Origin of the sequence: Enterobacter sp. ECC-219 (assembly GCF_043966805.1) — a bacterium.
Classification (GTDB): domain Bacteria; phylum Pseudomonadota; class Gammaproteobacteria; order Enterobacterales; family Enterobacteriaceae; genus Enterobacter; species Enterobacter cloacae_N.
The window spans coordinates 4,731,536-4,753,811 of sequence record NZ_CP143680.1; the positions used below are offsets into that span (position 1 = coordinate 4,731,536).

General features: G+C 53.8%; 25 protein-coding genes and 1 tRNA gene. 8 read left to right on the plus strand and 18 right to left on the minus strand.

From position 1 onward, the window contains the following. Window positions 1–168: 168 nt before the first annotated feature. From kduD to V1603_RS22495, 4 genes are all read right to left on the minus strand, one after another. On the minus strand, window positions 169–930 hold the full coding sequence (gene kduD, locus V1603_RS22480; RefSeq protein WP_395313287.1) for a 2-dehydro-3-deoxy-D-gluconate 5-dehydrogenase KduD: 762 nt from the start codon (window positions 928–930) through the stop codon (window positions 169–171). Between the two features lie 63 nt (window positions 931–993). Beyond that, window positions 994–1,830, minus strand: coding sequence for a 5-dehydro-4-deoxy-D-glucuronate isomerase (gene kduI / locus V1603_RS22485; RefSeq protein WP_166712274.1), 837 nt, complete (start codon window positions 1,828–1,830; stop codon window positions 994–996). Between the two features lie 235 nt (window positions 1,831–2,065). Then, a complete protein-coding gene (locus V1603_RS22490; RefSeq protein WP_116341861.1) occupies window positions 2,066–3,244 on the minus strand; it encodes an acetyl-CoA C-acetyltransferase in 1,179 nt (392 codons plus the stop codon). Between the two features lie 93 nt (window positions 3,245–3,337). Continuing rightward, the gene (locus tag V1603_RS22495) at window positions 3,338–4,204 is read right to left on the minus strand and encodes a LysR family transcriptional regulator (protein ID WP_395313288.1); all 867 of its coding nucleotides are present in this window, start codon (window positions 4,202–4,204) and stop codon (window positions 3,338–3,340) included. 104 nt (window positions 4,205–4,308) lie between these two features. Between V1603_RS22495 and V1603_RS22500 the strand changes: the two genes are divergently transcribed. Continuing rightward, window positions 4,309–4,770: a multidrug/biocide efflux PACE transporter gene (locus tag V1603_RS22500; protein ID WP_116341865.1), complete on the plus strand. Its 462-nt coding sequence runs from the start codon at window positions 4,309–4,311 to the stop codon at window positions 4,768–4,770. Window positions 4,771–4,889: 119 nt separating this feature from the next. Beyond that, window positions 4,890–6,119, plus strand: a complete 1,230-nt coding sequence (locus tag V1603_RS22505) for an amino acid permease (protein ID WP_233002864.1) — start codon at window positions 4,890–4,892, stop codon at window positions 6,117–6,119. Window positions 6,120–6,155: 36 nt separating this feature from the next. Here V1603_RS22505 and V1603_RS22510 read toward each other — a convergent pair whose 3' ends face one another. Next, window positions 6,156–6,626: an Lrp/AsnC family transcriptional regulator gene (locus tag V1603_RS22510; RefSeq protein ID WP_061097185.1), complete on the minus strand. Its 471-nt coding sequence runs from the start codon at window positions 6,624–6,626 to the stop codon at window positions 6,156–6,158. 114 nt (window positions 6,627–6,740) lie between these two features. Between V1603_RS22510 and V1603_RS22515 the strand changes: the two genes are divergently transcribed. Then, the gene (locus V1603_RS22515) at window positions 6,741–7,352 is read left to right on the plus strand and encodes a LysE family translocator (RefSeq protein WP_192982593.1); all 612 of its coding nucleotides are present in this window, start codon (window positions 6,741–6,743) and stop codon (window positions 7,350–7,352) included. 27 nt (window positions 7,353–7,379) lie between these two features. Here V1603_RS22515 and V1603_RS22520 read toward each other — a convergent pair whose 3' ends face one another. Together V1603_RS22520 and yjdI are read right to left on the minus strand one after the other, a co-directional pair. Then, window positions 7,380–7,652 (minus strand): GNAT family N-acetyltransferase, encoded by a 273-nt coding sequence (locus V1603_RS22520; protein WP_013098585.1) that lies wholly within the window; start codon window positions 7,650–7,652, stop codon window positions 7,380–7,382. A 10-nt stretch (window positions 7,653–7,662) separates the two neighbouring features. Then, window positions 7,663–7,893: a 4Fe-4S mono-cluster protein YjdI gene (gene yjdI / locus V1603_RS22525; protein ID WP_032660181.1), complete on the minus strand. Its 231-nt coding sequence runs from the start codon at window positions 7,891–7,893 to the stop codon at window positions 7,663–7,665. A 287-nt stretch (window positions 7,894–8,180) separates the two neighbouring features. Here yjdI and V1603_RS22530 point away from each other — a divergent pair, with 287 nt between their 5' ends. Further along, window positions 8,181–8,576: a hypothetical protein gene (locus V1603_RS22530; protein WP_395313289.1), complete on the plus strand. Its 396-nt coding sequence runs from the start codon at window positions 8,181–8,183 to the stop codon at window positions 8,574–8,576. Between the two features lie 59 nt (window positions 8,577–8,635). Here V1603_RS22530 and V1603_RS22535 read toward each other — a convergent pair whose 3' ends face one another. Next, window positions 8,636–9,250, minus strand: a complete 615-nt coding sequence (locus tag V1603_RS22535) for an outer membrane beta-barrel protein (protein ID WP_302221267.1) — start codon at window positions 9,248–9,250, stop codon at window positions 8,636–8,638. A 94-nt stretch (window positions 9,251–9,344) separates the two neighbouring features. Next, window positions 9,345–9,974 carry a helix-turn-helix domain-containing protein gene (locus V1603_RS22540; protein ID WP_116341877.1) on the minus strand — a complete coding sequence of 210 codons (630 nt, stop codon included), beginning with the start codon at window positions 9,972–9,974 and terminating at the stop codon, window positions 9,345–9,347. Window positions 9,975–10,511: 537 nt separating this feature from the next. On the opposite strand from V1603_RS22540, the gene V1603_RS22545 reads away from it, so the two are divergent. Continuing rightward, a complete protein-coding gene (locus V1603_RS22545) occupies window positions 10,512–11,321 on the plus strand; it encodes a LecA/PA-IL family lectin (RefSeq protein WP_395313290.1) in 810 nt (269 codons plus the stop codon). 620 nt (window positions 11,322–11,941) lie between these two features. Here the strand turns inward: V1603_RS22545 and V1603_RS22550 are convergent. Next, window positions 11,942–12,015 (minus strand) — tRNA-Gly (locus V1603_RS22550). A gap of 80 nt (window positions 12,016–12,095) precedes the next feature. Then, entirely contained in the window at window positions 12,096–12,839 is a 744-nt protein-coding gene (gene actS, locus V1603_RS22555; RefSeq protein ID WP_116341885.1) for an amidase activator ActS, read from the minus strand. A gap of 163 nt (window positions 12,840–13,002) precedes the next feature. On the opposite strand from actS, the gene idi reads away from it, so the two are divergent. Continuing rightward, window positions 13,003–13,545, plus strand: coding sequence for an isopentenyl-diphosphate Delta-isomerase (gene idi, locus V1603_RS22560; RefSeq protein WP_116341887.1), 543 nt, complete (start codon window positions 13,003–13,005; stop codon window positions 13,543–13,545). Window positions 13,546–13,582: 37 nt separating this feature from the next. On the opposite strand, the gene lysS is transcribed toward idi, so the two are convergent. The 5 genes from lysS to xerD all read right to left on the minus strand — a co-directional run bounded on the left by lysS (window position 13,583) and on the right by xerD (window position 19,676). Continuing rightward, the gene (gene lysS, locus V1603_RS22565) at window positions 13,583–15,100 is read right to left on the minus strand and encodes a lysine--tRNA ligase (protein WP_061097156.1); all 1,518 of its coding nucleotides are present in this window, start codon (window positions 15,098–15,100) and stop codon (window positions 13,583–13,585) included. Window positions 15,101–15,109: 9 nt separating this feature from the next. Next, a protein-coding gene (prfB, locus tag V1603_RS22570; RefSeq protein WP_096059326.1) for a peptide chain release factor 2 occupies window positions 15,110–16,208 on the minus strand; the annotation gives its coding sequence in 2 pieces (ribosomal slippage) (window positions 15,110–16,132 and window positions 16,134–16,208; 1,098 coding nt in all). A gap of 90 nt (window positions 16,209–16,298) precedes the next feature. Continuing rightward, on the minus strand, window positions 16,299–18,032 hold the full coding sequence (recJ, locus tag V1603_RS22575) for a single-stranded-DNA-specific exonuclease RecJ (RefSeq protein WP_395313291.1): 1,734 nt from the start codon (window positions 18,030–18,032) through the stop codon (window positions 16,299–16,301). A 5-nt stretch (window positions 18,033–18,037) separates the two neighbouring features. Beyond that, entirely contained in the window at window positions 18,038–18,751 is a 714-nt protein-coding gene (dsbC, locus tag V1603_RS22580) for a bifunctional protein-disulfide isomerase/oxidoreductase DsbC (RefSeq protein ID WP_116341891.1), read from the minus strand. A gap of 28 nt (window positions 18,752–18,779) precedes the next feature. Further along, window positions 18,780–19,676 (minus strand): site-specific tyrosine recombinase XerD, encoded by an 897-nt coding sequence (gene xerD, locus V1603_RS22585; RefSeq protein WP_116341893.1) that lies wholly within the window; start codon window positions 19,674–19,676, stop codon window positions 18,780–18,782. 101 nt (window positions 19,677–19,777) lie between these two features. Between xerD and fldB the strand changes: the two genes are divergently transcribed. Continuing rightward, window positions 19,778–20,299, plus strand: coding sequence for a flavodoxin FldB (fldB, locus tag V1603_RS22590; protein WP_116341895.1), 522 nt, complete (start codon window positions 19,778–19,780; stop codon window positions 20,297–20,299). Between the two features lie 6 nt (window positions 20,300–20,305). Here fldB and V1603_RS22595 read toward each other — a convergent pair whose 3' ends face one another. Together V1603_RS22595 and sdhE are read right to left on the minus strand one after the other, a co-directional pair. Next, the gene (locus V1603_RS22595) at window positions 20,306–20,716 is read right to left on the minus strand and encodes a protein YgfX (RefSeq protein ID WP_116341897.1); all 411 of its coding nucleotides are present in this window, start codon (window positions 20,714–20,716) and stop codon (window positions 20,306–20,308) included. Then, the gene (sdhE, locus tag V1603_RS22600) at window positions 20,697–20,963 is read right to left on the minus strand and encodes an FAD assembly factor SdhE (RefSeq protein WP_010435322.1); all 267 of its coding nucleotides are present in this window, start codon (window positions 20,961–20,963) and stop codon (window positions 20,697–20,699) included. The genes V1603_RS22595 and sdhE overlap by 20 nt, the downstream gene beginning before the upstream one ends. Window positions 20,964–21,257: 294 nt before the next feature. Between sdhE and ygfZ the strand changes: the two genes are divergently transcribed. Further along, window positions 21,258–22,238 (plus strand): tRNA-modifying protein YgfZ, encoded by a 981-nt coding sequence (gene ygfZ, locus V1603_RS22605; protein ID WP_116341899.1) that lies wholly within the window; start codon window positions 21,258–21,260, stop codon window positions 22,236–22,238. Window positions 22,239–22,276 lie beyond the last annotated feature (38 nt).

Below are 22,276 nucleotides of genomic sequence, written 5' to 3' on the forward strand. Positions count from 1 at the left end.
ATAATCACCTTATTTTACTAATACCTTAATTTTTCAGTAATAAAAGTGTGATGGCGGTCATCTATGATTTTTCAGTATGGATTTTTCGTGTTTATCAATATGGACTTTGGCAAATTTTAAGCAAAAAAAACCTCCGCCGAAGAGCAGAGGTATTTGTCATAAGTGGGTCTATCGCGCCAGCCAGCCTCCATCAACCGCGACGGTATAACCATTGATATAGTCCGATGCAGGGGAAGCCAGGAACACAACCGGCCCCATCAGATCGCTCGGAAGCCCCCAGCGGCCAGCCGGAATACGCTCAAGGATCGCCGCACTGCGCTCTTCGTCCGCCCGCAGCTGCTGGGTATTGTTAGTGGCCATATAGCCCGGCGCAATCGCGTTGACGTTGATGTTGTGCTGCGCCCATTCGTTCGCCAGCAGGCGGGTCACGCCCATCACCGCGCTTTTTGACGCGGTGTAAGACGGCACGCGGATGCCGCCCTGGAAGGAGAGCATCGAAGCGATATTAATGATTTTGCCGCCTTTCCCCTGGGCGATGAAGTGCTTCGCCGCCGCCTGAGACATAAAGAACACGCTCTTGATGTTCAGGTTCATGACGTCGTCCCAGTCGGTCTCGCTGAAGTTAATCGCGTCTTCACGGCGAATCAGCCCGGCGTTGTTGACCAGAATATCGATATGGCCAAACTCCGCCACGGCGCGATCCAGCAGGTCCGGAATGGTGTCGATTTTACGCAGGTCGGCGGTCAGGCTGAGAAAACGACGGCCCAGCGCGGTCACGCGTTCAATCGTTTCCGTGGGCTCAACAATGTTAATCCCGACGATGTCGCAGCCCGCTTCCGCCAGGCCTAGCGCCATCCCCTGGCCCAGCCCGGTATCACAACCGGAAACCACAGCCACTTTACCCTGCAGAGAGAATGCATCCAGAATCATGTTTGTTCCTTACTCTTTCAGCGCCTGTCACCAACAGGCAGATTGATACTTAGCTGCCCGCGACTAGCGCAGATCCTTAACAGCGACGTGGTCCATGTCATCGAAGACCTGGTTTTCTCCAACCATACCCCAGATGAAGGTATAGGCTTTCGTCCCCACGCCGGAGTGAATAGACCAGCTGGGTGAAATGACCGCCTGCTCGTTATGCATGACGATATGGCGCGTCTCCTGCGGCTGTCCCATCATGTGGAACACGCAGGCATCGTCGTCCATGTTGAAGTAGAAGTAGACTTCCATGCGGCGCTCATGGGTATGGCACGGCATGGTGTTCCACAGGTTGCCCGGAGCCAGTTCGGTCAGCCCCATGCTGAGCTGGCAGGTTTCCAGCACATCCGGAACGAAGTATTTATTGATGGTGCGGCGGTTGCTGGTGAGGTTATCGCCCAGCGTCACGGGCGCAACGTCCGCTGGCGTCACTTTTTTGGTTGGATAAGCGGTGTGCGCGGGGGCGCAGTTGTAGTAAAACTTCGCGGGCTTAGCGCCGTCGATGCTGGCAAAGACCACCTCTTTCGCCCCTTTGCCGACGTACAGCCCGTCGCGGTGGCCAATCTCGTAGCACTGGCCGTCCACGGTAATCGTGCCCGGCCCGCCGATATTAATCACGCCCAGTTCACGACGTTCCAGGAAGTAGCTGACGCCCAGCTGCTTGCCCACTTCGCCGCCCACGGAGACGGTTTTCGCCACCGGCATAATGCCGCCCACAATAATGCGGTCGATGTGGCTATAGACCATGGTGTACGTGTCGGCTTCGAACACCTGCTCAATTAAAAACTCGCTGCGCAGCCCCTGAGTATCCAGCGTTTTGGCGTGCGCGCTGTGAATGCTTTGTCTGACGTCCACGGTAACCTCCAGATGTGGTCATTCCCGAAAGAAGAAAATAAACGAAACAGCGTTCCGTTTTTCATTATGAGCACATACTAGCGGCAGAAAATAGGCTTTTCAACCCAACTTAAAACAACGTTTCATTTTTTATTTTATTTATAGCGGAAATGACGTTCGGATCACGATAAATACGCCAGGCAAAAACAGCGCCATAAAAAAACCTCCCGAAGGAGGTTTTTTTAATGAGGTAAGATTAGCGCTCGATGGCCAGCGCCACCCCTTGTCCGCCGCCTATACAGAGAGTAGCAATCCCTTTGCGGGCGTTTCGCTTTTTCATTTCGTGGACCAGGGAGACCAGGATTCGGCAACCGGATGCACCGATGGGATGCCCCAGCGCAATGGCCCCGCCGTTTACGTTGACCCGCAGCGGATCCCACTCCAGCATTTTGCCGACCGAGATCGCCTGCGCGGCAAAGGCTTCGTTCACTTCAATCAGATCCACATCAGAAAGCTGCCACCCTGCGCGATCCAGGCAGCGGCGGGTAGCGTAGACCGGCGCGATCCCCATTAACGCAGGATCCACGCCCACGCTGGCAAATGCCTTAATGCGGGCCAGCACGGGGAGATCGAGTTCAAGGGCTTTGCTTTCACTCATCATCATGACGGCCGCGGCGCCGTCGTTAATGGAAGAGGCATTTCCCGCCGTGACCGAGCCCTGGGTCTCAAACGCGGGATTCAGTCTTGCCAGGCCTTCAGCACTGGCATCGGTGCGCGGCTGTTCATCGGTATCTATAACGATAACCTCACCGTTCTGACGCTGCGTGCTGACCGGGACAATCTCGTCGCGAAAACGACCGGAATCAATCGCGGCACGCGCTTTTTGCTGCGAACTTAGCGCATAGGCGTCCTGCAGTTCGCGGCTGATGCCGTACTCGCGCGCCAGATTTTCTGCCGTCACGCCCATATGATAGTCGTTGAACGCATCCCACAGCCCGTCATGCACGAGGCTGTCGAGCAGCTGGCTGTTGCCCAGTTGCGCGCCGGTACGGCTGTCGGTCAGAACGTGCGGCGCGCGGCTCATGTTCTCTTGTCCGCCAGCAATAACCACATCCGCTTCACCGCACTGAATGGCCTGGGTGGCGAGATGCAGCGCTTTTAATCCTGAACCACAGACGTCGTTAATGGTGATGGCGGATACGGTATTGGGCAACCCGCCCTTCAGCGCCGCCTGGCGCGCAGGGTTCTGCCCGGCTCCGGCCGTGAGAACCTGCCCCAGGATCACTTCATCAACTTCATGTGCGGCGATCCCGCTACGTTCCACCAGCGCTTTAACTACCACGCTGCCCAGGTCAACCGCCGAGTGACGCGCAAGCGCTCCCTGAAAACAGCCGATAGCCGTACGCAACGCACCCACTATTACGACATCTTTCATCACGACCTCTGTGTTAAATGACATGACGATAGTAGAGGATTGTTACTGGCAATTATCTTAATTGTTTAAAAATAGTGAGTTTAATCACAAGGATTAGCGCGCATCCTGCAAATACTGCCGCAGCCAGCTTCCGGCAACGCCGGGCGGGGATCGTTTATTCCACAGCAAATCGATGCCGATCGCCCTTGGCCAGCCGGGAACATTGAGCTGTACCAGCGATTTCGCCGCGGCGAATTCATCCACCAGCGCGCACGGCAGCACGCACCAGCCGAAACCCTGGACGGCCATACTCAGCAGTAACAGGTAGTTCGGCGCTGACCAGACGGGCCCCCGAGCAATCTCAGCCTCGCGCTCAAGGTAGGTGCTGAGCCTCAGCTCCCGCCAGCCGTGCAGCTCGTCGCTCTGCACCTCGTGTTGCCCGGCGAGCGGATGCGTGGTCGCGACATATATCGCCATTCGGGTCTGCACCGGCAGCCGGGTGGCGCCAATATCCGTAGGATAACTGTCTCGCGCTTCCGTCAGACCCACCTGCGCGCGCTCCTTTTGCAGCAGATCGATCACGTCTTCTTCCTCGCCAATCAGACATTCGAATTCCGTATGGGGAAAGCGGGCGTCAAACTGCTTCATCAGATCTTCCAGCACGTCCGGGTTGAGGGTATCGGAAAGGACAAACGTCAAACGCGCTTCGGTTCGTGCCGTTAACGACACCGCCAGCTCATCAAGCCGCGTGCTGGCGGCGAGGATGGCCTGCACGTAGCCCAGCACCTGTTCCCCCAGGACCGTTAGCACCGGCTGCCGCGCCGAGCGGTCAAACAGTTCGAAACCCAGATCGACCTCAAGATTGGCAATGGAGGTGCTGATCGTCGACTGGCTTTTACGCAGCCGGCGCGCGGCAGCAGAGAAAGAGCCTGCCGCAACGGTCTCAACAAACGCGGTAAGGGCTTCAGGTGAATAGCGCATAACCTATCTACTTTATCGATGGACACCATCTTTAATATATCAGCTTTAGCGATAAAAATAGGCTGCATCAACGCCCATACCGGCGAATTAATGAGGTCTACACTATGCAACACCAGGATGTACTCCAACGTAAGCTGCCGGAGCGGATCTTTCACGCTGTCTGTTTCGAAGGGATTGCCACGGCAATTCTCGCCCCCACGGCGGCGTGGCTGATGCAGCGCTCCGTGGTGGAGATGGGCGGGTTAACCATTATCCTGGCTACCACCGCCATGCTCTGGAACATTATCTATAACTTCGGCTTCGACCGTTTCTGGCCTGTCCAGCGCGTAAAACGTACGGCAAAAGTGCGTGCGCTGCACGCGCTGGGGTTCGAATGTGGGTTTATTGTGATTGGCGTGTCGATTGTCGCCGCCGTGCTGGGCGTGACCTTGCTTCAGGCATTCACGCTGGAAATAGGTTTCTTCCTGTTCTTCCTGCCGTACACCATGTTCTATAACTGGGCATACGATAACCTGCGCGAGAAATTTCTTAAGCGCCGCCAGCAACGACGCGCTCTGGCAGGCTAAACTCACGCTGGCCGGACGCCCGTTCCGGCCAAACTCCGTCGAAGCAACTGCGCTCTTCAGGCATAACTATGGTAAATTGCACGCCATTCTGATGGTTTGTTAGTTGAAACGTTGCTCTAATGTCGAAAATTTGGTCAAAAGATGAGACTCTCTGGAGTTTCGCTCTCTATGGCACGGCCGTGGGCGCAGGAACGCTGTTCTTGCCCATTCAGCTGGGCTCCGCAGGCGCTATTGTCCTGTTTATCACCGCCCTTGTGGCCTATCCGTTAACCTACTGGCCGCACCGGGCGCTGACGCAATTTATTCTCTCTTCAAAAACAAAAGGTAATGAAGGGATCACCGGCGCCGTCTCCCACTACTATGGTAAGAAGATTGGCAACCTGATCACCACGCTCTATTTCATCGCCTTCTTTGTGGTGGTGCAGATATATGCGGTGGCCATCACCAACTCGTTAACCGAACAGCTGGCGAAACACCTGGCGGTGGATACCGTCGTTCGCGTGCTGGTCAGCCTGGGCGTGGTGCTGGTTCTGAATCTGATCTTCCTGATGGGACGGCATATCACAATAAAAGTGATGGGCTTCCTGGTGTTTCCGCTGATTGCCTATTTCCTGTTTGTCTCGCTCTACCTGATCGGCAGCTGGCAACCCTCGCTGCTGACCAGCCAGATGGCCGTCGATCGCCATACGCTGCACCAGGTTTGGATTTCGATTCCGGTGATGGTGTTTGCGTTCAGCCATACCCCGATTATCTCCACATTTGCCGTTGACCGTCGCGAGAAATTTGCCGACGGCGCCATGGATAAATGCAAGAAAATCATGAAGGTGGCGTACCTGATCATCTGCCTGAGCGTGCTGTTCTTTGTCTTCAGCTGCCTGCTCTCTATTCCACCGTCGTATATTGTAGCCGCCAAAGAGCAAGGGGTAACGATCCTGTCCGCGCTGTCGATGATGCCTTCTTCACCGGCGTGGCTGGGCATTTCCGGCATTGTGGTGGCGATTGTTGCGATGTCGAAATCGTTCCTCGGCACCTATTTTGGGGTGATTGAAGGGGCGACGGAGATCGTGAAGTCGTCGCTAAATCAGATCGGCGTAAAAAAAAGCCGCGCCTTCAACCGCGCGCTTTCCATTATGGGGGTGTCGTTAATCACCTTTGCCGTCTGCTGCATTAACCCGAACGCCATTTCGATGATTTACGCCATCAGCGGTCCACTTATCGCCATGATTTTGTTTATCATGCCGACGTTGTCGACGTATCTGATCCCCTCCCTGAAACAATACCGTTCCATTGGCAGCCTGCTGACACTGATCGTCGGCGTGCTATGCGTGTCGGTGATGTTTGTGGGCTAAACATACTCATGCCCGACATTCTGTCGGGCATGCCTCTCAGTCTCGCCCTGCTGACTCCAGCGGAAAAGGTCTGTCCTGCACTACCGTTTTCATGACAAGCGTAGAGCGAAGGTGCTGCACGCCAGGCATGGCGGAGAGTTTCTCGTCATAGAGTTTCTGAAAGGCCGACAGGTCGCGGGTCACAACGTGCATCAGATAATCCGGATCGCCAAACAGACGCTGTGCCAGCACGATCTGTGGGATCTCTTCTACCGCCTCTTCAAACGCGCTTACCGCCTTTCGGTCACCCTCTTTTAGCGTCGCAAACACTATCGCCAGAAAGTTAAAGCCCATTTTGGCGGGGTCAAGGCTGGCACGGTATCCCGTTATGGCCCCGCTTTGCTCCAGCGCCCGGACGCGACGATGGCACGGTGAAAGGCTCAGATTCACCCGTTCAGCCAGCTCGGTAAGGGATAAGCGGCCATCGGACTGCAGCTCCGCAAGAATTTTTCGATCAATGCTATCCATGTGGAAGATTTTCTCATTTTGACGGTGTTATGAGCATAACATTGAAAGCCTATTTCGCAGGGTTAGCGATATTCTTTTTCTCAACTTTGACGCACTGCAGGAGTCTTCAGGACGATGGAAATGAGTATTGTGGCCGGCTTTTGGGTGGTTTCGTTTCTGCTCATCATGACGCCTGGCGCCGACTGGGCCTACGCCATTAGCGCCGGGATTAACGGGCGGCGCGTGGTGCCGGCGGTGATGGGGTTGATGTCAGGGCATCTGTTAGCCACGCTGATCGTGGTGGCTGGCGTAGGCGTACTGATTGCTCAACATCCTCTGGCGCTAACCGGGCTGACCATTGCGGGGGCCGTGTATCTCCTGTGGCTTGGCATTACGCTATTACGTCATCCCGCCGCGCCGGAAAAGGCCACCCACCACGCGGGAAACTGGAAACAGTGGGCGGTGAAAGGGCTCTGCATTAGCGGCCTTAACCCGAAAGTTTTTTTGCTTTTTCTGGCGCTGCTTCCGCAGTTTACAGACCCTGCCGGAAGCTGGTCGATAGCGATGCAGATGTCCGCGCTTGGCGTGATGCACCTGATCACCTGCACGCTGGTCTATCTGCTGGTGGGGTATGGTTCGAGAGCGGTGCTGGCGACCCGGCCACAGGCGGCGCGTCTGGTGAGCATGGCATCGGGCGGGATAATGGTGATGATCGCGTTGATATTGCTGTTTGAACAGATGAGATAAAAAAACACCGGCCATCGCCGGTGTGTTTTACGCCCGAATATCGTCATATTCCCGCGTGTTATCAAATTCATGCTTCGCAAACGGGCACAGCGGGATAATTTTGCGGTTCTCACCGCGCATCTTCTCAACCACTTTCGCCACCAGCTGCTTGCCCACACCCTGCCCCTTCAGGCTCGGATCGACATCGGTATGCTCAATAATGCTCAGGTGTTCGCCGGTCGGCACGAAGACAATCTCAGCGACCTGATTGCCGTTCGCATCGTTCACGTAAAACTTGTTGTGGCCTTCCAGAATATCCATGGTTCCTCGCTTATTTTTGGCGGTACTTCAGCGCACCGCTCGGGCAGGTATCAATCACGCGTACAACCGTTTCCACGTCCACTTCATCAGGAACAATCCACGGCTTACGCTTCAGATTAAACAGCTTTGCGCTCCCACGCACGCAGTTACCGGAGTGTTTGCAGATCCCGGTGTTGAAGTAAACGTCAATTTTCTCGCCGGTATAGGCCCGGTAGCCTGCATCCAGTAGTTCTTTATCCATGACATTGCCTCTGTAATTATTCTCGTGCTGAATGAAGCATAGCCTTATGGGATCCCGATAGCTATCACGCTGAAAACGAAAAGCCAGTTCGCAACACTTCTCGCCGGATTGCGTCCCCCTGCGTACATCGGTGGGTGCGCATACAGGCTGTTTTACGCATTAAGCGTGATCCGACATTCTGTTACTGAGTATCCCCGGTGAGATGTTTAAAATTAAACAAGTTTAATCTGAAGATGAGCCTGTCGTTTACGATAATGTCCGCTCTGCTTATTTAACATGAGTTACCCATGAAGACACGCCCATTATTACTGACTCTGCTCAGCCTCAATTTATTAACCGCGTGCAGCGCTTCTGAGCCAGATAAGGTTGAACAAATACACCATCTGCAGGTCCCGCTAGTTTTACCGGGAGAAAAACCGCCTGCCGTTCCGGCATCACATATTGCAGCACTTTATGAAGAAAATAAAATACAGATAAATAAAATAGCAACACAGCTGAAATCACGGTATTTACAGCACGCCACCGCGAAGGATATTTTCACCGAAGACAGCCCCGTTCAGCCGGTCTACGCCTCGCTGACAAAACTGGAACAGCTGGAAATGATTAATCAGCAATACCTGAAAGATAAAAATGTTACCGGTCTGCAAAAGATTAAACTTGCCCTTCAGCCTTTAGTCACTTAAATGCCAAAAAGCCCAACTGCTGAGCAGCTGGGCTTTTTTAATTGAGAGGCTAACAACGATTAATCGTGCTGTCCGAATCGCCATGTCAGGCCTGCCGTTACGGAGCTTACGTCGCTGCTGACGCCAATCTGGTTGGCGTTACCCACATTGCTTACCCATTGATATTCCAGGCGGCCAGCCAAATTTTTGTTGAACGCATACTCCGTCCCCACTGCGGCAAGCGGGCGAATGCCTGTATCAAAACGATTGTGACCACTTACATCAGATTCTGCGCGATACGCCATCGCCCCGGCACGCCCATAGATATCCCAGCTGTCGGTCACGGCATAGCTTGCTTTTAAGGACATCTGCAGCCCCTGGCTTTTCATTTGTGCGCCCGCACTATGGTTGCCTTTCATCTGCATATTTCCTAAATAATCATAACCACCTTCTACTGCGAGCCAGGGTGTCATCTGATAGCCAGCGTAAACCCCACCGCCGACGTTATCATGATCGATATTATACTGGCTTGAGCCATTGTTATTATCGCTCGCTTTAGAACCTGTGCTGGCGTCAAAATAGTGTGACCAGCCAAATTTAGCCCCGCTATACCATGTACCTGTATCCGCAGCTGCAAATGCAGCCGTTGCAGTGAACGCGTTAGCAATAATTAATGCAAAAAGTGTCTTCTTCATACAAATCCCGTTTACTCTGCTAAATATTTTCAGTGAGCAAACGATATAGACAAACGAGAACAACGTGAAATGCTTTTCTGTTTAATTTTAAATTTTAGAACGACTCAGGTAAATTTCCCACTTCCAGTAAATAACCGCCGCGCTTAAACGCAATATATTGACCTTGCTTAAGCGCCGATAATACGTTGAGAATGCTGCTGCGTGAAAGAAGCGTACGATCCTGAATATATTCCAGAATGCTCGTCCGCATACGCGCCTCTTCGGGAAGTAATATCATTTCCTGCAGATAGCTACGAATCACGGAATAGGTACGTTGCTGCACGACCTGCGCATCACGATAAATCAGATACGCCGTATGATACGACAGTAAGGCCGCAACGTCTTCCCAGACGCCCTTTTCACGAAATAGCGCAGCTGCTTCATCTGCATCAGCACGTAAAATTATAGACTCTCTTTCTGCACGTAAAATATGCCCTTGTGTCGGCTGGATCATCTCGGCAATGCCGAACAGATGAGGCTCGAAAACGGTCACTAAGAGCAGTCCATCAGAGGCCCGCAGCAGCGAAAGCTCCCCGTCCTGAAAAAGGTACATCTGCTGGTGGCCTTTGTGTTTCCAGGTGATCCGCTTGCGCGGCGCGAGCTTCACTTTCTCTGCGATTGGCTCAAGGATCGCCGTCAAACGTTCAATGGATTGTTCAGGCCGAACAGGAGGTAAAATATTCATAACACAGCCTTTTAGCGTTGGGTAATGGCCAGTATAGACTACAACAGTCATTGATCAGACAAGTATGAGGGGGAAGTGATATCAGATAGAAAAACATGAGTAAAAAAAAACTTTGTTTATTTTTGAATTTCCCATCAAGAACGTCGGTAATAGGTAACTGATATTTGTTGGTGCTTGCTCTAATACCTATGAAAACACTGGGGAGAAAAGACTATTAAAACCTGAACAATCTTTTCTTCTTACACATCACCTCATTAAGATTATTCCTAATAAAACAACAAATATTTGTTGTTTTTTAAATAATTAGGAAATATCAAGCCAAAACAGGCCGTTCCAGCTTTTGAATTGTATATACAGCCTGACTATTCTCTTTCGAGCCGAAAACATTCCGGAAATGAATATGCGTAAAGTGTAATACATATAGATTCATTTATTCGCTTTATCAGGCTGTTAGCCGATGTGAGTCATTAAAAAACTCATTTCGCAAGGACTATCTTTCAATGGCGAAATTGTACGCCACTCTCACAGGAGTCAGACATGAGCGCAAATTTAATCTGGTCAGGAAAAGTTGATGCAAAAAGTGCCGAAGGGATAAATACAGGCCTTTCCCTCAAACGAGGGGAGATCATTACGATTCTGGCCGATGGCTGGGCCAAAAATGGTAGCGAAACTTTTGCTCTGACCGCGCCACAGGGACGTATTCCCAGAGAGGGCGAACCGCTAACGATACGCAATCCTTCACTTCTGGCACGGATTGGGAGTGAAACATATCCGGTTGGCAACCATAAATATCGCTGGTCAATTCCTGCTGAAGGTATTCTGACGCTGATTTATGCCGATGGTAAAGACCAGTACAAAGACAACTCGGGCGAATTCAGCGTTGAAGTGTATCGCGAGGCGGATATTACAGCGACGACAGCACCGTTTGAAGATTTAACCAACTTTGAACGTGATAACTGGAATAGCTGGCAGGCGGGACCTGCCGGGCACGATCTTTACCTGGTTGACGCCAGCGCCCGCGCCGTCGAGTTTATTACCAAGCCCAATAAAAATCATGCCGGAGAGATCCTCAAAAAGACGCTGACAGGTCTGACTGCCGGGCATGAATATACCTGGACGCTGAAAGCTGCGCGCATTATTGGAAAATATGAAGCGCCAAAAATTTCTCTCCGTGCAGATGGCAAAGACATCTCCGCACCGCTGGAGCTGAAGCAGGCGAATGAATGGGTAACCCTTAGTGGAAAATTCAAAGCCGCGGGCAGTCAGGCTGAACTCGCGGTAGTCAGCCATGTTACAGCAAGTATGGGGAATGATTTCAGAATTAAGGAGCTAAAAATTAAGGGATAATCTACAGGAGTGTCGGTCTGCTATTCGGCATGAATGCTGGATGGCAGTTCGATGTTCAAAACAGGATTAAAAAATTGTGTAGCGCACATGATCAACATATGCGCTACACCAACAGGCAATAAACACACGGCATTACTCTTTATTATGTTGTATATCCTCTCAGTATCGGCTGTGATTAGAAACAAGACGCGTCTCGATTAACGCTATCCTGAAACACAGCACGCTTTCGGTTAGGGTATCTGAGCGGAAGTAACACACTAACTTCATGCCTAATAAACACCAGTGGGGTAATATCGGTTCTGAATACACATTCAGGGCTGCATATTCACGTAATCAAAAAGATCATGGTGCCTGCAAAAGCGCACCATGAAAGAGCCATAATCTGTAATTAGCAAAGCACATCCTTGTTTAATTAAAAGGCAACGTAATTGTACTGCCGGTATATCGCTGAACGATACAAGACCTGTCTGGTTAATTCAGGGGGCAGCAGATCATACCTCTTATTGGTAAACGTCGTTCAATTGTTGAACGATAACAGACAACGTATGTTAAGTAACTTGTTGATAGCGAAACACATTTAAGCCAATTTTGGGTGGTGTTTTGCAACAAGGGGAGAGATATGGAGCGGGCGAAGGGAATCGAACCCTCGTATAGAGCTTGGGAAGCTCTCGTTCTACCATTGAACTACGCCCGCTTTGAGGTGCGTAAGGCATTATAGACCTTACGCCTTTTCATACAAGCCTCTTCACTACTAAATGGCGATTAAATAATCACTTAGCACTTCGGTTTGCTGCCTGGCGCAGGAAGATAACGCTGCGGATCGATGGCCGTCGCTTTATAGCGAATCTGGAAATGCAGCTTCACCGAGTCCGTTCCCGTGCTGCCCATCGTGGCAATCTTTTGCCCCGCCTTCACGTTCTGCCCGTTGTTGACCAGCATCGTTTCGTTATGCGCATAGGCCGTGATGTAGTCTTCGCCGTGCTTAATCATGATCAGGTTACCGTAGCCGCGCAGCTGGTTACCGACGTAAACCACCTTCCCTGCCCCGGAGGCATAAACCGGCGTACCGCGCGCAGCGGCGATATCAATACCCTTGTTACCACCTTCAGAGAGTGAGTAAGGAGCAACAACTTTACCGCTGGCAGGCCAAATCCAGCAGCGCTGTCCAACCGGCGGCCATGACGATTGCGGTACCTGATAGGACGGCGTCACTTTGGCGGTTTTGCCTTTCGATGAAGATTTTTTGCCCGAGGACGAACTGCCGTTCACCTTCAGCTTTTGTCCCACTTCGATGGTGTACGGCGGAGAGATGTTATTCAGGCGCGCCAGATCCTTCACGCTGGTCCCCGTTGCGCGCGAAATCCGGTACAGCGTATCCCCGCGCTTAACGGTATAAACCGAACCGGAATAGCTACCCATATCCGATGATTTGCTCCCTGAACAGCCTGCCAGGAATAGCGTCAGCGTCAGGCAAAAGATGGCGATGATGGGGTTTCTCGTCAGGCTTCCTGCAAACAAAACAGATCCTCGGTCAGCGTGAATGGCGCACTATGATACCAGCCCGGAGAGATATGGGTCAGCCCTTTTCCGCTCCAGGAGACAAACCGTTCGTATAAGAATGCCGTATAATGTTCCCTGCTGATGGTGCAAAACCATCCGCATCGTTGGCACTGGAGCATGAATGAGTATTCAAGAACACGTTATTTTGGTAAATGACCAGGGAATGGTGATTGGCACTCAGGAGAAGTACGCCGCGCATACTGCCCAAACCCCTCTGCACCTGGCGTTCTCATCCTGGCTCTTTAACGCCGAAGGCGAATGTCTGGTCACACGACGCGCGTTAAGCAAAAAAGCCTGGCCGGGCGTCTGGACGAACTCCGTCTGCGGGCACCCTCAATCCGGTGAAAAGACGGAAGAGGCGATTATCCGCCGCTGCCGCTATGAAGTCGGTGCTGAAATCACCGCGATTACGCCTGTCGCCTCCGAGTTTCGCTACCGTGAAACCGATCCTTCCGGCATCGTGGAAAACGAAATTTGCCCGGTCTTCGCGGCACGCGTTACCAGCGAACTGTGTATTAATCACGATGAAGTAATGGAATTTGAATGGGTCAGGCTGGAGTCGTTATTCCGCGCGCTGGACGCCGCGCCCTGGAGCTTTAGCCCGTGGATGGTGCTGGAAGCAACCACCGCACGAGAGGCTCTGAGAGCGTTCGCGGCGCAATAAAAAAGCCCCTTTCGGGGCTTTTTCACATCTTAACGCCTTATTTCACCGGACGCATCGCCGGGAACAGGATAACGTCACGGATGGTGTGGCTGTTGGTGAACAGCATAACCATACGGTCGATACCAATACCCAGACCTGCAGTTGGTGGCAGGCCGTGCTCCAGTGCGGTCACGTAGTCTTCATCGAAGAACATCGCTTCATCGTCGCCTGCCGCTTTCGCGTCAACCTGATCCTGGAAGCGCTGCGCCTGGTCTTCTGCATCGTTCAGCTCGCTAAAGCCGTTGCCGATTTCACGGCCGCCGATGAAGAATTCAAAGCGGTCAGTGATCTCCGGGTTCTCGTCATTACGACGTGCCAGAGGAGAAACTTCAGCCGGGTATTCAGTAATGAAGGTCGGCTGAATCAGGTGTGCTTCCGCCACTTCTTCGAAGATTTCGGTCACGATACGGCCCAGACCCCAGCTCTTCTCCACTTTAATACCGATGCTTTCAGCGATTGCTTTCGCAGAGTCGAAGTTATCCAGATCCGCCATGTTGGTTTCCGGACGGTATTTCTTGATCGCTTCGCGCATGGTCAGTTTTTCGAACGGCTTGCCGAAGTCGAACACTTCTTCACCGTAAGGTACCTGCGTGGTGCCCAGAATGTCCTGAGCCAGGGTACGGAACAGGGACTCGGTCAGCTCGATCAGATCTTTGTAGTCCGCATACGCCATATAGAGTTCCATCATGGTGAACTCTGGATTATGACGAACGGAGATACCTTCGTTACGGAAGTTACGGTTGATTTCGAATACGCGGTCGAAACCACCAACCACCAGACGCTTCAGGTACAGTTCCGGCGCGATACGCAGGTACATGTCCAGGTCCAGGGCGTTGTGATGGGTGATGAACGGACGCGCAGACGCGCCGCCTGGGATCACCTGCATCATCGGGGTTTCCACTTCCATAAAGTCGCGGTTCACCATGAACTGGCGGATACCGGCCATGATCTGGGAGCGAATTTTGAAGGTCTTACGGGATTCATCGTTAGAGATGAGATCCAGATAACGCTGACGGTAGCGCGCTTCCTGATCCTGCAGGCCGTGGAACTTGTCCGGCAGCGGGCGCAGGGCTTTGGTCAGCAGACGCAGCTCGGTGCAGTGGATAGACAGTTCACCAGTTTTGGTTTTGAACAGCTTACCTTTCGCGCCCAGGATATCGCCCAGGTCCCACTTCTTGAACTGCTCGTTGTAGATGCCTTCCGGCAGGTCGTCACGGGAAACGTACAGCTGAATACGGCCGCCAACGTCCTGCAAGGTCACGAAAGAGGCTTTACCCATGATACGACGGGTCATCATGCGGCCTGCAACGGCCACTTCAACGTTCAGCGCTTCCAGCTCTTCGTTCTCTTTACCGTCGAAGTCAGCGTGCAGTTGGTCTGAGGTGTGGTCACGACGAAAATCGTTCGGGAACGGCACGCCCTGCTCGCGCAGCGCTGCCAGCTTCTCGCGGCGGGTTTTCAGTTCGTTGTTAAGATCGACTACCGCGTCAGCGCCCTGTGCTTGTTGTTCAGACATGTTGGTTCCTCATAACCCTGCTTTCAAACTTGCTTCGATAAATTGGTCCAGGCTGCCGTCCAGCACCGCCTGCGTGTTGCGGGTTTCAACCCCGGTACGCAGGTCTTTGATGCGGGAGTCATCAAGGACGTAAGAACGGATCTGGCTGCCCCAACCGATGTCGGACTTGTTATCTTCCATCGCCTGTTTCTCAGCATTTTTCTTCTGCATCTCCAGCTCATAAAGCTTCGCTTTCATCTGCTTCATGGCCTGGTCTTTGTTCTTATGCTGGGAACGGTCGTTCTGGCACTGTGTTACCAGCCCGGTTGGAATGTGGGTAATACGCACCGCAGATTCCGTACGGTTAACGTGCTGACCACCCGCGCCGGAAGCACGGTAAACGTCAATACGCAGGTCCGCCGGGTTAATTTCGATATCGATATCTTCGTCAACTTCCGGGTAAACAAACGCGGAGCTGAAGGAGGTATGACGACGGCCACCGGAGTCAAACGGACTCTTACGCACCAGACGATGAACGCCGGTTTCGGTACGCAGCCAGCCGTAGGCGTAATCGCCAATGATCTTGATGGTGACGGATTTAATACCGGCCACTTCACCTTCAGACTCTTCGATAATTTCGGTTTTGAAGCCGCGCGCCTCTGCCCAACGCAGGTACATACGCGTCAGCATGCTGGCCCAGTCCTGTGCTTCGGTACCGCCAGACCCTGCCTGAATATCGAGATAGCAGTCAGCGCTGTCGTATTCGCCGGAGAACATGCGACGGAATTCCAGCTGCGCCAGCTTCTCTTCCAGTACGTCGAGTTCTGCCACGGCTTCGTTAAAGGTCTCTTCGTCGTCGGCTTCGACGGCCAGCTCCAGCAAACCGGAAACGTCTTCCAGCCCCTGGGCCATTTGATCCAGCGTATCTACGATAGCTTCGAGAGAGGAACGCTCTTTCCCCAGCGCCTGTGCGCGTTCAGGTTCGTTCCAGACGTCCGGCTGTTCCAGCTCGGCGTTTACTTCTTCAAGACGCTCTTTCTTGGCATCGTAGTCAAAGATACCCCCTAAGAACGTCGGAGCGCTCCGTAAGGTCCTGAATACGGTTTTTTACCGGATTAATTTCAAACATGGTCTGTTTTCTTTTATGGACTTGTCAAAATGCGGTGATAAGAGCGGGATTGTACCGAATCCACGCCCTTTTTTATAGAGATTACTGCCGCTAAATTGGCCAGATATTGTCGATGATGATCTGAAGGGTGCGGTTACCGCGAAACTCGTTGATATCCAGTTTGTACGCCAGTTCGACCTCGCGCACGCCGTTGTCCGGCCAGATAGAGGTATCAACGTTGAAAGCAATGCCGTCCAGCAGCGGTCCGCCGCCCACGGGCTCGACCATCACTTTCAGGTGACGTTCGCCGACGATACGCTGCTGCAGCAGGCGGAATCGCCCGTCGAACAGCGGTTCCGGGAACATCTGCCCCCATGGACCGGCATCGCGCAGCATCTGCGCCACGTCCATCGTCATTTCGGAGACAGACAGCTCACCGTCAGAGACCACCTCTCCCTGCAGAAGCGCCGGGTCAATCCACTCGGTGACCAGCTCGCCAAACAGGCGCTGGAACTCGTCGAATTTCGCCTCATCCAGCGCCAAGCCAGCCGCCATCGCGTGGCCGCCGAACTTGATCATCAGACCCGGGTATAGCGTATCCAGACGCTCAAGCGCATCGCGCATGTGCAGCCCCTGAATCGAACGGCCAGAGCCTTTCAACGTGCCGTCGCCCGCGGGTGCAAACGCAATCACCGGGCGGTGGAAGCGCTCTTTAATGCGCGACGCCAGAATGCCAACCACGCCCTGATGCCACTCAGGATGGTACATCGCCAGCCCGCCCGGCAGCGTATCGCCGCTGCGTTCGAGCTTTTCGCACAGGGTCAGCGCTTCGGCCTGCATCCCCTGCTCAATCTCTTTACGGGTCTGGTTCAGGGCGTCCAGCTCGTTGGCCAGTACGCGCGCTTCGCCAATGTTGTCGCACAGCAGCAGCGCCACGCCGACGGACATATCGTCCAGCCTGCCGGCAGCATTCAGACGCGGCCCGAGGGCAAAGCCCAGGTCGCTTGCCGCCAGCTTGAGCGGATCGCGGTTGGCAATCTCCAGCAGCGCCTTAATTCCGGGGCGGCACTTGCCCGCACGAATGCGGCTTAAGCCCTGCCAGGTCAAAATGCGGTTATTGGCATCAAGAGGCACCACGTCCGCTACGGTGCCCAGCGCCACCAGGTCGAGGTATTCGGCCAGGTTTGGTATGGCAATACCGCGGGATTCGAACCAGCCCTTATCACGCAGCAGGGTCCGTAACGCCAGCATCAGATAAAACGCCACCCCCACGCCGGCGAGAGATTTCGATGGAAAATCGCAGTCGCGCAGGTTGGGGTTAATAATCGCTTCCGCTGCGGGGAGCGTATCGCCGGGCAGGTGGTGATCGGTGACCAGCACCGGGATCCCCAAAGCGTGAGCATGATCGACGCCCGCATGGGAGGAGATCCCGTTGTCTACGGTCATGATCATCTGCGCACCGCGGGCGTGGGCCTGATCGACAACTTCCGGGCTGAGGCCATAGCCGTCTTCAAAGCGGTTCGGCACCAGATACGTGACGTTATCGCAGCCCAGCGCGCGCAGGCTGAGCACGCTCAGCGCGGTGCTGGTTGCGCCGTCGGCGTCGAAATCCCCGACCACTACAATGCGCGTTCCCTCGCGAAGCGCGTTGTAGAGCATTTCGGTAGCTTTCTCGATACCGTTCAGCTGCTGCCATGGCAACATCCCTTTCACGCTGCGCTCAAGATCCTCAGCGCGACGCACGCCGCGGCTGGCGTAGAGGCGCTTCAGCAGCGCCGGTAGATCGTCCGGCAAATCAACGGGTTCAACCGCCTCGCGGCGGCGCAATTTGATGGGGGCTTTCACGCGAATTATTTACCACCAAACTGTTTCTGGTGCGCGTCGAGGAACTCTTTCATCTCTTTTGGTCCCTGATAACCCGGAACAACATAGCCGTTACTCAGGACAATCGCTGGCGTACCGCTCACGCCAAACTGCACGCCCAGCGCGTAGTGGTTAGCAATGTCGATGTCGCAGGAGGCAGGCTTAATGCCTTTGCCGTTCATTGCGTCATCAAACGCTTTGTTGCGGTCTTTCGCACACCAGATCGCCTTCATGTCCTGTTCAGGCTGGCTCTGCACGCCCGCGCGCGGGAAGGCCAGATAGCGCACGGTAATGCCCAGCGCGTTGTAGTCTTTCATCTGTTCATGCAGCTTGTGGCAGTAGCCGCAGGTGATGTCGGTGAAGACGGTAATCACGTGTTTTTCCTGCGCCGCTTTATAGACGATCATCTCTTTTTCGAGTGCATTAAGGTTTTTCATCAGCAGCTGGTTGGTGACGTTCACCGGCTGCGCGCCGCTCACGTCGTACAGCGGCCCCTGAATGAAGTGTTTGCCGTCTTCGGTGACGTACAGCACGCCGCTGTTGGTCAGTACCGTTTTCATGCCGGCAACCGGCGCAGGCTGGATGTCGCTGCTGGTGACGCCAAGCTTAGCCAGAGACTGTTTGATAGCGGCGTCGTCCGCATGGGCGAAGCCGGTAAATGAGGCTGCCAGCAGGGTGAGCAGCGCGAAAGACTTTTTCATATGTGATCCTGTTACAATTTGTCGGCACTCACGCACGAGGGTGGTGCTGTTGGTGTAGCTGCCGCAGGCGTTCCGTCGCGACATGGGTGTAAATTTGCGTCGTTGAAAGATCGCTGTGTCCCAGCAGCATCTGCACCACGCGTAAATCTGCGCCGTGGTTTAACAAATGCGTCGCGAAGGCGTGACGCAATACGTGCGGCGAGAGCTTTTCACTGTCGATACCCGCCAGTGTGGCGTAATGCTTGATGCGATGCCAGAACGTTTGCCGCGTCATCTGCTGCGCGCGCTGGCTCGGAAACAGGACGTCGATAGACACGCCATTAAGCAACCACGGACGGCCATGCTCAAGGTACGTCTCCAGCCAGTAAACCGCCTCTTCACCCAGCGGCACCAGCCTCTCCTTGTTTCCTTTACCGATGACGCGCACCACGCCCTGACGCAGGCTGATGTCGCTCATCGTCAGGCCAACCAGTTCCGAAACGCGCAAGCCGGTAGCATACAATAACTCAAGCATGGCTTTATCGCGTAACTCCAGCGGCAGGTCAACAGCCGGTGACTGTAATAATCTCTCAACTTGTGCTTCGCTGAGATCTTTCGGCAGCCGCTGCGGGAGTTTCGGGGACGCCAGCAGCGCGCTGGGATCGTCCCCGCGAATCTTCTCGCGGTAGAGATGCTGGAAAAGCCGACGCATTGCGCTGAGCAAGCGTGCAGAGCTGGTGGCTTTGTAACCCCCTTCTACACGTTCAGCGAGCAGCGCCTGCAGGTCGTCGCTTTGCGCACTTGCAAGCGATAGCTCCCGACGCGCCAGCCACTCCACCAGCATGGAGAGATCGCGCCGGTAGGCACTGAGGGTATTCTCAGCCAGATTTTTCTCCAGCCACAGCGCGTCGAGAAACTGTTCAACGAGTGTGAGATCCTTTTCCACATCAGCCCCTTTGATTTTGCAGTCAGGCCATTATGCCTGATTGCGACCGGTTTCTGGTACACTACGCGCAATGTCAAAGCATGAATTGAGATAGTTACGCGATGAATATTGGTCTGTTCTATGGTTCCAGCACCTGCTACACCGAGATGGCGGCAGAGAAAATTCGCGACATCATTGGCCCGGAACTGGTGACGTTGCATAACCTGAAAGATGACGCGGTCGCGCTGATGGAACAGTACGATGTGCTGATCCTCGGCATCCCAACCTGGGATTTTGGGGAGATACAGGAAGACTGGGAAGCCATCTGGGATCAGCTCGATTCAGTCAATTTCGACGGTAAAATTATTGCGATGTACGGCATGGGTGACCAGTTGGGCTACGGCGAATGGTTCCTGGACGCACTCGGCATGCTGCACGACAAGCTGGCACCAAAAGGGGCGACGTTTATCGGCTACTGGCCAACCGAAGGGTATGAATTCACCAGTAAAAAACCGATTATTGCCGACGGCGAGCTGTTTGTTGGGCTCGCGCTGGATGAAACCAATCAGTACGATCTCAGCGACGAGCGCCTGCAGACCTGGTGCGAGCAGATCCTCGGCGAAATGGCAGAAAAATTTAGCTAACGCCCCCTACTCCTGCGTCGGCTGTTGCAGCAACATCCGGCGCAGATCCCGCCATTCTGACGCGTCCATGCTGTCAGCCGCCAGCCACAGGTGCTGGCAACGTCCGCCATCAACCTTGCGTAACCGTAACATCATCCCGGAGTTGAGCATCCAGGGCATACCAAGAATATCCCACTCTTTTCCCTGCCAGCGCAGGCGGGAGTCCATCAGTAACTTGATTTCCCCCTGGCGCGCATTAATGCGACGCTGGCTGCGTACGCTGTCAAAAACGACAAACGACAGCAACAGCAGCCACAGCGGCGTATAGCTCAGGGGCCACGGCATCAGCAACACGATGGCCGCAACCAGGCCGTGGAGCAATAAAGACATCCACTGCGAACGCCACGAGACGCGAAGATCAGATTGCCACAGGACCACGTTCCCGATTCCGTGTTTGAATTAATTGCACCATCCGTTGCAACTCGGTGTCGGCGGGTTTGCCGTGGTTCATCAGCCAGTTGAATAAATCCGGATCGTCAGACTCAAGCAACCGAACAAACAGACGCTTATCATCATCGCTTAAGCTGTCGTACTCATATTCGAAGAAAGGCATGATGGAAATATCAAGTTCACGCATGCCGCGACGGCATGCCCAGTGAATACGGGCCTTGTTGTTAATATCCATGTTCAGTTTCCTGCATTACGTTTGGCACAGTCGGTACCCCGTTCTCTGTTCTTAATTTCTTTACGGGGACACCAGCTAGTGTAACGTGTTTTTGACCGTTTCATTACTGGAATATTGCGATCGACGAGCTGGCTTCCAGAATATTCCCTACAAAGACAGCGGATTACACTATTTTGCTTAGCGCTACGCATAACCGGTTTATGGCACAAATGGTCTGCTGAAAGCGCTTGCAATGCCTGCAGGCTCTTTTACCATTAGGCATTATCAAAGCGTTAAGCAATTCAGGATATCGTTATGGCATTTACACCATTTTCTCCTCGCCAGCCCGCCGCCTCTGCGCGTCTGCCGCTGACGCTTATTTCTCTTGATGACTGGGCGCTGGCTACCCTTTCCGGCGCTGACGCCGAAAAATACCTGCAGGGTCAGGTCACCGCGGATGTCGCGCAGATGACTGAACACCAGCATCTGCTGGCCGCGCACTGCGATCCTAAAGGCAAAATGTGGAGCAACTTGCGTCTGTTCCGCCGTCAGGATGGATTTGCCTTTATCGAACGCCGCAGCCTGCGTGATGCGCAGCTCAAAGAGCTGAAAAAATACGCAGTCTTTTCCAAAGTCACCATCGCCCCGGACGACGAACATGTTCTGCTGGGCGTGGCGGGCTTCCAGGCGCGTGCAGCGCTGAAAAACCTGTTTGCTGAACTGCCGGATGCAGAAAAACAGGTGGTCAGCGAGGGCGCGACCTCCATTCTGTGGTTTGAACACCCGGCAGAGCGCTTCCTGTTAGTCACGGATGCCGCAACCGCCGAACGCGTGACCGATGCGCTGCGCGGCGAAGCGCAGCTCAACAACAGCCAGCAGTGGCTGGCGCTGAACATCGAAGCGGGTCTGCCGGTAATTGACGCAGCCAACAGCGCGCAGTTTATTCCTCAGGCAACTAACCTGCAGGCGCTGGGGGGCATCAGCTTTAAAAAAGGCTGCTACACCGGTCAGGAGATGGTGGCGCGTGCAAAATTCCGTGGGGCAAACAAACGTGCGCTGTGGACTCTGGCGGGCCATGCCAGCCGTGTACCTGAAGCGGGTGAAGACTTAGAGCTGAAGATGGGTGATAACTGGCGCCGCACCGGCACCGTGTTAGCCGCCGTACAGCTGGACGATGGCCGTCTTTTGGTTCAAGCCGTCATGAACAACGACATGGAAGCCGACAGCGTGTTCCGCGTGCGCGACGACGCCAATACGTTGAGTATTGAGCCGCTGCCGTATTCACTGGAAGAGTAATCGTCGACAGGTGTCCTCCCTCTCCCTGTGGGAGAGGG